Origin of the sequence: Arthrobacter sp. NPDC056727 (assembly GCF_042790555.1) — a bacterium.
Lineage (GTDB): Bacteria > Actinomycetota > Actinomycetes > Actinomycetales > Micrococcaceae > Arthrobacter.
In genome coordinates, this window is record NZ_JBHTZA010000047.1 from 1 (window position 1) to 13584 (window position 13584).

The 13584-nt window shown below is 69.3% G+C and carries 12 protein-coding genes; 8 read left to right on the plus strand and 4 right to left on the minus strand.

What is annotated here, in order from left to right:
- Positions 1-138 precede the first annotated feature (138 nt).
- Both ligD and ACFRAH_RS23940 read right to left on the minus strand, forming a co-directional pair.
- Positions 139-1383, minus strand: a complete 1245-nt coding sequence (gene ligD, locus ACFRAH_RS23935; RefSeq protein WP_377993388.1) for a non-homologous end-joining DNA ligase — start codon at positions 1381-1383, stop codon at positions 139-141.
- A 46-nt stretch (positions 1384-1429) separates the two neighbouring features.
- Positions 1430-2824 carry an 8-oxoguanine deaminase gene (locus ACFRAH_RS23940; RefSeq protein ID WP_377993389.1) on the minus strand — a complete coding sequence of 465 codons (1395 nt, stop codon included), beginning with the start codon at positions 2822-2824 and terminating at the stop codon, positions 1430-1432.
- 406 nt (positions 2825-3230) lie between these two features.
- On the opposite strand from ACFRAH_RS23940, the gene ACFRAH_RS23945 reads away from it, so the two are divergent.
- From ACFRAH_RS23945 to ACFRAH_RS23975, 7 genes are all read left to right on the plus strand, one after another.
- Positions 3231-3725 (plus strand): nucleoside deaminase, encoded by a 495-nt coding sequence (locus tag ACFRAH_RS23945; protein ID WP_377993390.1) that lies wholly within the window; start codon positions 3231-3233, stop codon positions 3723-3725.
- Positions 3726-3731: 6 nt separating this feature from the next.
- A complete protein-coding gene (locus tag ACFRAH_RS23950) occupies positions 3732-5297 on the plus strand; it encodes an NCS2 family permease (protein ID WP_377993391.1) in 1566 nt (521 codons plus the stop codon).
- Positions 5298-5462: 165 nt separating this feature from the next.
- Positions 5463-6782 carry an XdhC family protein gene (locus tag ACFRAH_RS23955; protein ID WP_377993392.1) on the plus strand — a complete coding sequence of 440 codons (1320 nt, stop codon included), beginning with the start codon at positions 5463-5465 and terminating at the stop codon, positions 6780-6782.
- Positions 6773-7687, plus strand: coding sequence for an FAD binding domain-containing protein (locus ACFRAH_RS23960; RefSeq protein ID WP_377993393.1), 915 nt, complete (start codon positions 6773-6775; stop codon positions 7685-7687). Before ACFRAH_RS23955 ends, ACFRAH_RS23960 begins: the two co-directional genes overlap by 10 nt.
- Before the next feature lie 2 nt (positions 7688-7689).
- Positions 7690-10578, plus strand: a complete 2889-nt coding sequence (locus ACFRAH_RS23965; protein WP_377993394.1) for a molybdopterin-dependent oxidoreductase — start codon at positions 7690-7692, stop codon at positions 10576-10578.
- A 57-nt stretch (positions 10579-10635) separates the two neighbouring features.
- Positions 10636-11616, plus strand: coding sequence for an aldo/keto reductase (locus ACFRAH_RS23970; protein WP_377993395.1), 981 nt, complete (start codon positions 10636-10638; stop codon positions 11614-11616).
- Entirely contained in the window at positions 11616-12266 is a 651-nt protein-coding gene (locus tag ACFRAH_RS23975; protein WP_377993396.1) for a uracil-DNA glycosylase, read from the plus strand. The genes ACFRAH_RS23970 and ACFRAH_RS23975 overlap by 1 nt, the downstream gene beginning before the upstream one ends.
- 14 nt (positions 12267-12280) lie before the next feature.
- Here the strand turns inward: ACFRAH_RS23975 and nboR are convergent, their stop codons facing one another.
- Positions 12281-12904, minus strand: coding sequence for a nicotine blue oxidoreductase (gene nboR, locus ACFRAH_RS23980; RefSeq protein WP_377993397.1), 624 nt, complete (start codon positions 12902-12904; stop codon positions 12281-12283).
- Positions 12905-13082: 178 nt separating this feature from the next.
- Between nboR and ACFRAH_RS23985 the strand changes: the two genes are divergently transcribed.
- Positions 13083-13268: a YegP family protein gene (locus ACFRAH_RS23985; protein ID WP_377993398.1), complete on the plus strand. Its 186-nt coding sequence runs from the start codon at positions 13083-13085 to the stop codon at positions 13266-13268.
- 86 nt (positions 13269-13354) lie between these two features.
- On the opposite strand, the gene ACFRAH_RS23990 is transcribed toward ACFRAH_RS23985, so the two are convergent.
- The coding region (locus ACFRAH_RS23990; protein WP_377993399.1) for a hypothetical protein at positions 13355-13584 on the minus strand (230 nt) is incomplete at its 5' end.

The following is a 13584-nucleotide window of genomic DNA, read 5'->3' on the forward strand; positions in this document are numbered from 1 at the left end:
GTACTTACCGCATGACGCGCAAATGGTCCGGCGCAACCCCAATTCGGGTAGCGCCGGACCATTTGCGCGTCGCCGCGCTGTTTTTCTGTCGCAGGACCATTTCCGCATCGTCAGGACACCGGACCCAGGTCCCCGGACTCAGGGCACCGGACGGCCCGGCCATTCCTTGCCGGCCCACGGGTCGTAATCGGCGATGAGCTCCTCTTGGGGCGGCCGCTCCGGTTCGGAGACATGCTGCAGGTTCACGCGAACCCGGTACCAGAGCGAACTTGATCCGCGCATTCCATCGACCAGCACATCGGCCGGATGCAGCGCCGGGACAACGTCCGCATGCCGGGACTTCCATTCGTCGAGCGCGGCGAGGGCCTCTGGTTTGGTCCTGGTGCGGGCCACCTCGATGAGCGGCATGACCGACTGCCGGCGGCCGGAACCGTTGACCCCGCGCGGGGCCTTTTCCGCCGGCCCGAGCTCGGCGGCCAGTGCCAGCAGGCCGTCGAGTGAGCCGACGGCATCGTCGATGCCCGCGTGTGGGTCGCCCAAGTCCGCGAAGCGCCCCGGCACCGTGGGCACCGTAAACTGCTCCGGCCGGGCCGAGCGGACCTCGTCCCAGGTGAGCGGTGTTGACACCCGGGCATCAGGCAGCGGCCGCACCGAGTAGGCCGATGCCACCGTGCGGTCCTTCGCGTTCTGGTTGAAGTCCACGAAGACACTCTCCCCGCGCTCCTCCTTCCACCACCGTGCCGTGGCGAGGCCGGGGGCGCGGTTTTCGACCTCCCGGGCGAGGGTCTCGGCCGCGAGCCGCACGTCCCGGTACGGCCACTGCGGCGCGATGCGCACCAGAATGTGGAGTCCCCGCGATCCGCTCGTCTTCGGCCACCCCACGAGACCGACGTCGTCGAGGACTTCCCGCGCCACATACGCGACGTCCACGATCTGGGACCAGTCGACCCCCGGCATCGGATCGAGGTCCACCCGCAGCTCGTCCGGGTGCTCGAGGTCCTCGGCGCGCACGGGATGCGGGTTGAGGTCCAGGCAGCCAAGGTTCACCACCCACGCCAGGCCCGCGGCATCCCTGATCACCGCCTCCTCCGCCGACGTTCCCGACGCGTAGTGCAGCGTGGTCGTGTCGATGAAGTCCGGGTGGTTTTCGGGCACGCGCTTCTGGAAGAACGGCTCCGCGCCGATGCCCTTCGGGAAGCGCTTGAGCACCATTGGCCGGCCGCCGGCCCCGCGCAGCGCACCATCTGCCACCGCCAGGTAATACCGCACCAGGTCGAGCTTCGTCAGCCCCGGTTCCGGGAACACCACCTTGTCCGGGCTGGAGATGCGGACCTCGGTGCCGTTGATGTCCAGGATCTCGGCCGGCGTCTTCGACGGAGTCATGCCGCCACGCTAGCAGTTGGCCAACTTCACCGGAACGCCCGCGGCGTCAGCCGTTGACGAGCCGCCGCGCGGCCGCCGAATGCTCCGCGATCAGCCCGGCGACGTCCAGGCCCGGAATCTGCCCGTCGACCACCCGCCACTCGCCGCCCACCATCACGCGGTCTGCGCGGTCGGCGGCGCACAGCAGCAGGGCTGCAACGGGGTCATGGCTGCCCGAGAACCGGAGGTCGTCCAGCCGGAACAGTGCGAGGTCCGCCTGCATCCCGGGCGCCAGTTGCCCCACATCCGGCCTTCCCAGCACCGCCGCCGATCCGCGCGTGGCCCAGCCGAGCGCCCGCTCCACCGGAACGTGCGCACCGTACCGCAGCCGCTGCAGATACAGTGCCTGCCGTGCCTCCAGGATCATGTTGGACGCATCGTTCGACGCCGATCCGTCCACTCCCAGCCCCACGGGCACTCCCGCTTCCTCCAGTTCGAGCACCCGGGCGGTGCCGGACGCGAGGCGCATGTTCGACGTCGGGCAGTGGGCGACGGCGGTTCCCGCCGCTCCCAGCCGGGCAATTTCGGCGTCGCTGAAATGGATGCCGTGGCCCAGCCACGTCCTGTCGGTCAGCCAGCCCACGCTGTCCAGGTAGTCCACGGTGCGCAGGCCGAACGTCTCCAGGCAGAACTGCTCCTCGTCCAGGGTCTCGGCGAGGTGGGTGTGCAGCCTGACGTCGTGCCGGTCCGCCAGTGCGGCGCTCTCGGCCATGATCTCCTTGGTGACGGAAAACGGCGAGCAGGGCGCCAGCGCAATCTGGATCACGGCACCGTCGCCGCGCTCGTGGTAGTCGCGGATCAGCCGCTCACTGTCGGCAAGCACCGCCTCCGGCGCCTGGACCGTCGACTGCGGCGGCAGGCCGCCGTCGTCCTCTCCCAAAGTCATGGAGCCCCGGGTCAGCGTGGCCCGCATGCCGAGGCGCCGGACGGCGCCGATTTCGACGTCGACCGCGTCCTCCATTCCCGCGGGAAAGAGATAGTGGTGGTCTGCGGCGGTGGTGCAGCCGGAGAGCAGCAGTTCGGCGAGGGCCACGGTGGCTGCGAGGTCAAGGTCCTGCGGGGTGAGCCTGGCCCAGACCGGGTAGAGGTTCTGCAGCCAGGGGAACAGGGGAGCGTTGGCCACCGGACCCCAGGCGCGGGTGAGGGTCTGGTAGAAGTGGTGATGCGTGTTGATCAGGCCCGGCAGCAGGACGTGGCTGCCGGCGTCGAAGGTCTGCCCGCAGGGTGCCGACGGCGTCTGGCCGGCGCCGAGCACCTCCACAATTTTGCCGCCGCTCACCACCAGGCCGCCCGAGGCGTCGAGGCTGTTGGCGGTGAAGGCTGCGAGCGGGTTCCGGATCCAGAGCCGGGATTCGGCGGTTGAAGCTGGGGGTGCTGATGAAGGGGTGAGGGGCTGGGTCATGAGGGTCCTTGTCTGAGCGTGCTGATACTTTCCAGCTCAGTGGTCCTGTCTGCTGATCCAGGGGACGTGCGGCCCCGTATCGTGACATCCGGGCGGCAGGTCGGCACCAGCGTAGGGCTGCCCCGGCCAGGCGGTCAATGGCCGCTGATTGTGACAGTGCGGGTTGTGAGCTGCCGGTAACGCGCATTTCACATTGCGAAATTAAGTTTCCAGAAAACTATGGCGCGGACCACATTCCGGTGCTAATCTCGATGTTGCCAAAGGCGGGCACCCGGACTCCGGGAAGCTATCTACCAGGCGCAACTTAACCTTCAAAAGCACATGCTGAAGCCTGGTAACCGTCGCATCTGGTCCTTTTCCGTTCCGTCCGCGGGGTACCGGCTTCCACAGCAAAGGGAGTCGCATCATGAGTACCACCGTCACGGCCGAGGCATTCCTGGCCAGGTCCATCCAACTGGCAACCGCCAACGTCCTGAACAGCGGCGGCCCGTTCGGCGCCGTGATCGTCACCGCCGACGGTCAGACGTTCGACGGCGTCAACCGCGTCACGGCCGACAACGATCCCACCGCCCACGCCGAGGTCACGGCCATCCGCCGCGCGTGCAGCGGGCTTGGCACCTTCGACCTTCGCGGGGCCACCCTTTACAGCAGCTGCGAGCCATGCCCCATGTGCCTCGCATCCGCGCTCTGGGCCCGCATCGACCGCGTGGTCTTCGCCGCCGACCGGCATGACGCCGCCTCCGTGGGCTTCGACGACGCCGTCTTCTACGAGTACTTCGACAACGAGGACCGGCACACCCTCATGCCGGTCTCCAAGCTCGAGCTGGGCCACCCCGAAGCCCCGGCCATCCTGGAACCGTTCAACACCTGGAACACGCTCGACTCCAGGATTGACTACTAGGGCCCGGTGGCTGACATGACAATCCTGGACAACACCGCTGAAAAGCAGGCTGCGCTCGAGGGCGCAGGGCAGACAGCGGCACTCGAAATGCACCAGACGACCGGCAAGGCACAGCGGGGGAGCAGCCCCAAGCCGCCGTCGTCGAACTCGTTCCTGGACCGTTTCTTCCACATCACCCGGCGCGGTTCCACCGTGGCCCGCGAGGTGCGCGGCGGACTGGTTACCTTCTTCACGATGGCCTACATCGTCATCCTCAATCCGCTGATCCTCGGCGGGTTCAGCGCGGACAACGCTCCGACGGACGTCGCCGGCGGCTGGCTCTCGGCGGCGCAGGTGGGCGCAGTCACCGGGCTGACAGCCGGCGTCATGACCATCGCGTTCGGCCTCATCGCCAACCTGCCGTTCGGCCTCGCGGCCGGGCTGGGCATCAACTCCTTCCTCGCCGTAGCCGTGATCCACGAGGTCACCTGGGCCGAGGCCATGGGCCTGGTGGTCATCAACGGCATACTGATCGTCCTGTTCGGCGTCACCGGAGCGCGGACCGCGATTTTCCGGGCGGTGCCCAAGGAGCTGAAGGCCGCCATCACTGTGGGCATCGGCCTGTTCATCGCCTTCATCGGCTTCGTTGATTCGGGCTTCGTCAAGGCCACCACCGGCGGGCCGCCCGTCCAGCTCGGCGACAACGGCTCCATCACGTCCGTGCCCACCATCGTCTTCATCGTCGGTCTGCTGACCATGGGGATCCTCGTGGCGCGGAAGGTCCAGGGCGGCCTGCTCATCGGCATCGTCGCGACGACGGCGCTCGCCGCCATCGTGGAGGCCGTCCTGCACATCGGCCCGGCCAGCGAAACCAACCCCGGCGGCTGGCACCTGAACACGCCGGTGCTGTCCGGCCAGCTGGTCTCCGCGCCGGACCTTGGCCTGGTGGGGCAGTTCGATCTGTTCGGCGCCTTCGGCCGGATCGGCGGGCTGGCCGCCACGATGCTGGTGTTCACGCTGGTGTTCACCAACTTCTTCGACGCCATGGGCACCATGACCGGGCTCGCGAAGAGCGCAGGCGTGGCGCACAAGGACGGCACGTTCCCGCGGCTCAAGTCCGCCTTCATCGTCGAAGGCGTGGGCGCGGTTGTTGGCGGTGCCACCTCGGGTTCCTCCAACACCGTCTACATCGACTCCGCCGCGGGGATCGGTGAGGGGGCCCGCACCGGGCTCGCATCGGTGGTCACCGGCGCGCTGTTCCTGGGCTCCATGTTCCTCACCCCGCTCACCAGCGTGGTGCCGCTCGAGGTGGCAGCCGCCGCCCTCGTGGTGGTGGGCGCGATGATGATGGCGCAGATCCGCGAGATCAAGTTCAACAAGTTCGCGGTGGCACTGCCGGCCTTCCTGACGATCGTCACCATGCCCCTGAGCTACTCGATCGCCAACGGAATCGGCGTCGGCTTCGTGACCTGGGCCGTGATCGGCGCGGCCTCCGGCAAGGCGAAGAAGATCCACCCGCTGATGTGGGTGGTGACCGTGGGCTTCATTGTCTACTTCGCGCGGGGTCCGGTCGGGGCACTGCTCGGGGCCTAGGACGCGGAAAATGCCCCGCGACGCGCAAACGGCCGGCGGACACGGGAATTCGCCTATCCCCGGACCGTTCGCGCGTCGCCGGGCAGAACCGCCGTCCTAATGCTTTCCACTACCAAGGATAGGAACGAGAATGGGCACCATCGCACGGGAAGAGGGAGTGCTGCCATGCTGGATCTGATGCCGTCCCTGGCCGGCTGGCGCCCGGCGGCCACCGGCGAACGGTGCGCCGTAGCCACCATCATCGCCGCTAGCGGCTCCGTGCCGCGCCCGCCCGGAACCTCCATGCTGGTGTCCGAATCGGGCCAGATCCTCGGCAGCCTCTCCGGCGGCTGCGTGGAGGGCGCCGTGGTTGCCGCCGCGCTGGAGGTAATGGCCGACGGCGGGACGCGCCTTGCGTCGTTCGGCTTCAGTCCCGAGGACGCGTTCGCCGTCGGGCTCACCTGCGGCGGTGAGCTTGAGGTCCACATCCAGCCAATGGATGGCAGCGCTACCGGGCTCGGCGCGTTGCGGACGCTGGCCGCCGGCGATCCCGAACGGCCGCTGGCACTGATCCGGCGCATCGACGCACCGGGGGCTGTCACCGGCAGTGCATTGGGGGCTGCCGGGAAGGGCGCCGCCGCGGACGGGCAGCCGCCCTCCGTCGTCGTGGTTCCTGACCCGGGAAGCTTCCGGGTGGCTGGATCAGTCGAGATCGCGGCACTGCTGGCGCTGGGCTCCCTGCACGCTGGGGCCAGGCGGGAAGCGCTCCTGGCGGCCGCGGCCCAGCTCGAACCGCTGCTGCGGGGCGGCCGGACCGGGCTGGTCCGGCTGGCGCCGCCGCAGGGCTGCGGTGGCCTTACCGCCCCGGAGCCCGTGACCCTGCTGGTGGAAAGCCGGCTGCCGCAGGCGCGGCTGCTGGTGTTCGGCGCCAACGACTTCGGGGCGGCGCTGGTGCCGGCCGCAAAGCTGCTCGGGTACCGCGTCACGCTCTGCGATGCCCGGCCGGCCTTCGCGGCACAGGAACGCTTTGCCGCCGCGGACGAGGTAGCCACGGAATGGCCGCACCGGTATCTCGCCGGGGAGGCGGCTGCGGGGCGGATCGATTCGCGCACGGTCATCTGCGTCCTGACCCACGACCCTAAATTCGACATTCCGCTGCTGCAGGAAGCCCTGCGGCTGGACGTGGCCTACGTGGGCGCCCTGGGCTCGCGCCGCAGCCACCGGCAGCGCATTGGCGGGCTGCTCGAAGCGGGAGTTGCACCGGAGCGGCTGGCCCGGCTGCATTCGCCCATCGGCCTGGACCTCGGCGCCGTCACCCCGGCGGAAGTGGCGGTATCCATCACCGCCGAGCTGATCGCTGCCCGCACCGGTGCCGTGGCCTGCCCGCCATTGCGGGACGGCAGCGGGCCCATCCACGCACTTCCCGCTGTCGCTGCAGTTCCCGCGCCCGGCGCAGCACCAGACTTCAGTAAAGAACAGGCATCCCAGGAGATCGCATGGACATGAACACCATCGAGGCGGTGGTCCGCACCACCGACCCCGCCGACTGGCGCGACGGCGACGCCTGGCTGGCAGGCGGCACCGTCCTCTTTTCCTACGGCAGCACCGCCTTCGGCCCCAAGCCGCTGCGGCGCCTGCTGGACCTCGGCTCGGCCGGCTGGCAGCCCGTCACGGTGACGGCGGACGGCATTGAACTCGCCGCCACCTGCACCGTTGCCGAACTGTATGCGCTTCCGGAACGGCTGGCCGGAGAAGGCATCCAGAACTGGCCGGGGCTGGATCTGATCCGCCCCTGCTGCGACTCGTTCGTGGCGTCCTTCAAGGTCTGGAACATGTCCACCGTGGGCGGCAACCTGTGCACGTCCCTGCCGGCCGGCCCCATGATCTCGCTGTGCGCCGGACTGGACGGCACGGCCACGGTCCTCGGCCCGGGAGGCTCCCGCAGGGAGCTGCCGGTGGCCGGCTTCATCACCGGGGACGGGCACAATGCCCTGGCACCCGGCGAGCTGCTCCGCAGTGTCAGCCTGCCGGCGTCGGCCCTGTCCTCCCGGGTGGCGTTCCGCCGGCTCTCGCTGAGCAACCTCGGCAGGTCGGGCGTGCTGCTGATCGGAACGCTCGACGCCGGCGGCCGGTTCACGCTGACCGTCACCGCCGCCACCAAGCGGCCCGTGCAGCTCCGGTTCGGTTCCCTGCCTGAAGCGCCGGAGCTGGCAGGTGAACTCGGGGCCGCCATCCCGGAGGACCTGTACCACGACGACATCCACGGGCTGCCCGCCTGGCGCCGCGACATGACGCACCGCCTGGCCGAGGAAATCCGGGCGGAACTCACTTTGCCGGCCGGATCACCGGTGGCAGTCTCCGGCGACTTCTGGCCGCCGCAGGAAACACAGCAGACCAAGAGAGGGGCCTGAGCATGGCCATGGAAATCAACGGTGCGCCGGTGCAGGCGCAGCCGCGGCCCGGCCAGTGCCTCCGCACGTTCCTCCGGGAGCAGGGCAACTTCGGCGTCAAGAAGGGCTGCGACGGCGGCGACTGCGGTGCCTGCACCGTGCACGTGGACGGCACCCCGGTGCACAGCTGCATCTACCCGGCAGTGCGCGCCGAAGGCCACGCCGTCACCACGATCGAAGGCCTCGCAGCCGCCAGCGAGGGAGCTGAGCTGCACCCGATGCAGCAGCAGTTCCTGGACCGGCAGGGCTTCCAGTGCGGCTTCTGCACCGCCGGCATGGTGATGACGGCGGCCACGTTCGACGACGCCCAAAAGGAAAACCTGCCGCGCAACCTCAAGGGGAACCTGTGCCGCTGCACGGGGTACCGGGCCATCGCGGACGCCGTCTGCGGGCACGGGGGCCACCCGGCCCCGGAAGGCCGCGGCTCCGGAATCGCCGGCGAGGGGCAGCCCGCCCCGGAGCCCGGCCGGCTGGGTGACGACGTTCCGGCCCCCGCCAGCCGTGCGGTGGTCACGGGGCAGGCCCGCTACACGCTGGACGTCCCGGCCGAGGCTCTGCCCGGTCTGCTGCACCTGAAACTGGTCCGGTCGCCGCATGCCCACGCCCGGGTCCTGTCCATCGATACCGCCGCGGCCCTGGAGGTGCCGGGCGTGGTGGCCGTGCTCACCGCCGAGGACGCGCCGGAGCAGGTTTATTCCAGCGCCCAGCACGAGCTCTACACGGACGATCCGGACGACACCCGGCTGCTGGACACGGTGGTGAGATTCCGCGGCCAGCGGGTTGCCGCCGTCGTCGCCGAATCGGTGGCCGCTGCGGAAGCCGGCGTCCGTGCGGTCCGCATTGAATACGGGGAACTGCCCGCGGTGTTCACCCCGCAGGACGCCGTCCTGCCCGGCGCCCCCGCGCTACACGGGGACAAGGATGCCGGCACGGCGCGGATCGCCCGGCCGGAGCGGAACATCGTGGCCGAGCTGCACTCCGAACTCGGCAGCGTCGCCGACGGTTTCGCGGCGGCCGACTTCATCCATGAGCAGACCTACCGGACCCAGCGGGTCCAGCACGTCGCGCTGGAAACCCATGCGAGCATCGCTTCGGTGGACGACGACGGCCGGCTGCAGGTGCGCACCTCCAGCCAGGTTCCCTTCCTGGTTCGCCGGACGCTGTGCCGCGTGTTCGGGCTGCCGGAGGACCGGGTCCACGTGGTGGCGGGCCGGGTGGGCGGCGGCTTCGGCGGCAAGCAGGAGGTCCTGACCGAGGACATCGCTGCTCTCGCCGCCCTGAAACTGCGCCGCCCCGTGCAGCTGGAGTTCACCCGGACCGAGCAGTTCACCGCCAGCACCACGCGCCACCCGTTCACCATCAAGCTCAAGGCGGGCGCCGGCAGGGACGGCCGGCTCACCGCGCTGCAGCTGGATGTTCTGACCAACACCGGCGCCTACGGCAACCACGCCCCGGGCGTCATGTTTCACGGCTGCGGCGAATCCCTGGCCGTCTATAAGTGCGCCAACAAGAAGGTGGACGCGCTCGCCGTCTACACCAACACCGTGCCCGCGGGCGCGTTCCGCGGTTACGGGCTCAGCCAGATGATCTTCGCTGTCGAGTCGGCCATCGACGAGCTCGCCGCGGGCATCGGCATGGACCCGCTGGAGTTCCGCCGCCGCAACATGGTCCGCGAGGGCGACGACATGCTTTCCACCCATTCCGAGCCGGAGGAGGACGTCCATTACGGCAGCTACGGGCTGGACCAGTGCACGCGCCTGGTGCAGGACGCGCTGGAACGCGGCCGCGCACGCTACCGTGCCGCCGGCCTCGATGACTTGGGCCCGGACTGGGTCACGGGGGAGGGCACGGCGCTGTCCATGATCGACACCGTGCCGCCGCGGGGCCATTTCGCCCATTCCAAGCTCCGGCTCCTGGCCGACGGAACGTATGCCGCCGACGTCGGAACCGCCGAATTCGGCAACGGCACCACCACGGTGCACGCGCAGCTGGCGGCGACGGCGCTGTCCACGGTCGCCGCGCGGATCGCCGTGCGGCAGTCCGACACGGACCTGATCGAGCACGATACCGGCGCGTTCGGCTCAGCCGGAACCGTGGTGGCCGGCAAGGCCACGCTGGCCGCCGCCGAGGAACTGGCTGTCCGGATCAGGGCCTTCGCCGCCGGCGTCCGGCAGATCCAGTCGTCCGGCTGCGTGCTCGACGGAGACGCCGTCGTTTGCGAGGGAACGCGCGTCCCGCTCACGGAACTGTTCGACGCCGCCCGGCAGGCCGGCGTCGAACTCGAGGCCGAGGGCCGCTGGGGCGGCACGCCCCGCTCGGTGGCCTTCAACGTCCACGGCTTCCGGGTTGCCGTGAACACGGGGACCGGTGAGCTGCGGATCCTGCAGAGCGTGCAGGCGGCCGACGCCGGCGTTGTGGTCAACCCGCGGCAGTGCCGGGGCCAGATCGAGGGCGGCATTGCCCAGGCCCTGGGTGCAGCCCTCTATGAGGAGGTCAGGGTGGACGACGCCGGCCGGGTCACCACGGACATCCTCCGCCAGTACCACATCCCGTCCTTCGCCGACGTGCCGCGCAGCGAGGTGTACTTCGCCGACACGAACGATGCAATGGGCCCACTGGGCGCCAAATCGATGAGCGAAAGCCCGTTCAATCCCGTGGCCCCCGCCCTGGCCAACGCCATCCGGAATGCCACGGGTGTGCGGTTCGCCGAGCTGCCGATCGCCCGGGACAGGATTTACCTGGGCCTGAAGGAGGCGGGCCTCGTTCCCGATGTTGGCGGTTCTGCGGAGAGCGTTCCCGCAGGCAGCATTCCCGCAGGTCCAGGCAACGCGGAGTCACTTTGCGCCCCATAAACGCCGCCACTGGGCGCGAAGTGACCCCGCGTTGGCTTGGCAACATATAGTCGGGGGATGGAACAGCGCATCTTAGGCAAGACCGGACGGAACGTTTCAGTCGTTGGACTGGGAACCTGGCAGCTTGGCGCGGACTGGGGCAACGTTGACCCGGCGCAGGCGCAGGCCATTCTCGCCGCCTCCGCTGAGGCCGGCGTCACCTTCTTCGATACGGCGGACGTCTACGGGGACGGGCGCAGCGAGCAGGCCATCGGAGCGTTCCTCGCCGACAACCCGGGCTCGGGCATCACGGTGGCCACGAAGATGGGCCGCCGGCTCGAGCAGCAACCCGAAAACTACAACCTGGCCAACTTCCGGGAGTGGGTGGACCGGTCCCGCCGCAACCTGCGGACCGAATCGCTGGACCTGGTCCAGCTGCACTGCCCGCCCACCGCCGTGTACAGCCGCAACGAGGTTTACGACGCCCTGGACACCCTCGTGGCCGAGGGCGCTATTCAGAATTACGGCGTCAGCGTGGAACGGACCGACGAAGCCCTCGAAGCACTGTTCCACGGCGGCACCGCGTCGGTGCAGATCATCCTGAACGCGTTCCGGCTCAAGCCGCTGGAGGAGGTGCTCTCCGCCGCGAAGTCCGCCGGGGTGGGCGTCATCGCCCGCGTTCCGCTCGCCTCCGGCCTGCTGTCCGGGAAGTACACCAAGGAAACGGTCTTTGCCGCGGACGACCACCGCAACTACAACCGCGCAGGCGACGCCTTCGACGTCGGCGAAACCTTCTCCGGCGTCGACTTCGAGCTGGGGCTCAAGGCGGTGGCCGAGTTCGAACAGCTGGTGCCGAAGGGCTCGGGAACCGCGCAGGCGGCCATCGCGTGGGTCGCCGCGCAGGACGGCGTCACGTCGGTCATTCCCGGTGCCCGGTCCGTGGAGCAGGCCCGGGCCAACGCGGACGCCGCGGCAACCGTGCTCAGCCCGGAGTTCGACGAGGGCGTCCGCTGGATCTACGACCACTACTTCCGCGAGGCAGTCCACCCCCGCTGGTAATGGCTTCACCGTCCATCGAAGACTTCATTTCCCGGCTCGCCGCCGTGGAGAGCACTCCGGGGCGCACCAACTTCTTCGACCACTCGGCTCCGGCCAACGCCCTGCGCCGGCACAACCTGGCCGCCTATCTCGGGGACATGCTGGAGCGGGCACCGAAAGTGCTGCTGGTGGGGGAGGCTCCGGGCTTCCGCGGCATGCGGATCACCGGCGTTCCCTTCACCAACCGCACCATGTTCCAGGGGCCTGCCAACGCCTTCGGGCTGTTCGGTACCGGTCACCGGTATGTGCTCCTGCCGGAGGCTGCCGGCGTCGCTGCCGAGCCGACGGCAACCGTCATGTGGGAGGTCCTGGCCGAGCTCGGCTTCCTCCCGCTGCTGTGGAGCGCCTGCCCCTGGCACACGCACATGCCGGGGAAGCCGCTGTCCAACCGCACGCCAACACCGGCGGAGGCCTCGCTGGGCACCCCGTTCTGGCAGGCCCTGGCCGGGATCTTTCCCATCGAGAGGGTGGTGGCCGTGGGGAATGTGGCGCACAGCAGCCTCCGCCGCGCCGGCCTGGACGTGCCGAAAATCAGGCATCCGGCGCATGGCGGAAGGGCCCGCTTCAAGCAGGGGCTGCAGGAACTCCTCGAAGCGGGGATGGCCCGGTAGCCAAGCTAGCCGGGTCAGCCGAGCAGGTGCAGCTGGTCCGGGGTATCGAGGTCTTCACCGCCGGACTGGCCTGAACCGGGCGGCAGAGTGCAGTCCACCAGGTCGATCAGCTCCGGGTGGGCCTGCAGGAATTGACGGGCACCGGCGTCGCCGCCCGCCGACGCCGCAGCCTCCGCGCGGAGCGTGGCGTCGAGCAGCAGCGGGTGGCCGCGCCGGAGCTTCCCGGAAGCATCTTGATAGGCCGCCGCGGTGACCCGGGCCGGCCGGTGCGTCTTCAGCAGCCGGGCGACAGTTTCCGCCGTCAGCCCCGGCTGGTCCACGAGCGCCACCAGCACATGGTCTTCCGGGCGCACGCTGTCCAGTCCCAGCTGGAATGAACTGCCCATTCCGCCGGCCCACGCCGTGTTCTCCACCACGGTGTGCCGGGTCAGGTCCGTTTGCGCGCGGACGTCCCCGGCGCCCGAGCCGAGCACCACCACAACCTCCCGGCAGCCGCCGTCGAGCAGTATGTCCGCCAGGACTTCCACGAGGGTACGGCCGCGGAACGGGAGCAGGGCCTTCGGGCCGCGGCCCAAGCGGGTTCCGGCGCCGGCCGCCAGCAGCACCCCGGTGGTGCGCGGATCGGGGGAGTGGATCATGTGATCACCCTAGGGCGTTTCTGTGCGTTCGGTCGCGGTCCGGTTTCGGTGCGGCGAAATGCTACCCGGTGGTAGGGGTAGTTTGTCCAGTGAATGACGGCTAACGTCGAAGATGTCGTGTTGGCAATTGGGGGTCGTAATGGCAGCTGCAAGGGTGCAGCTGGCGGAAGGAGCGTATATGGCAGGATCATTCGTAATCGAGACGGCAGGCGCAGGACAGTACCGGTTCAGGCTGACGGCTGACGACGGAACCGTGGTTGCGGTTTCGCCCAGCTTCTCCAACATCAAGGCAGTCACAGCCGGGATCACAGCAGTCCGGGAAAGCGCGGCCACCGGCTTCGTCGTCGACCGCAGGCGTCCCTGACCTGACCCAAGAAACCACGACGGCGGCCCCCACCTTTCGGTGCGGGCCGCCGTCGTTTTTTGTGCGTTGTTAGGGTTTTCGGGTGGTCAGGCGTCGCCGCCGGCTCCTCCTGTTGTTCCCGCGGTGACGTCCAGGAGCTTGTAGCGGTCCATGGCGTACGACGGCGCGCCCTCCTGTACATCGCCCCTCGCCGCCAGCAGCTGGAGGGTTTTGACGACGATGGAGTGGGTGTCGTTTTTGAAGTAGCGGCGGGCGGCGGCGCGGGTGTCGGAGAAGCCGAAGCCGTCGGCGCCGAGGGTGGCGAACTCGTTGGGGA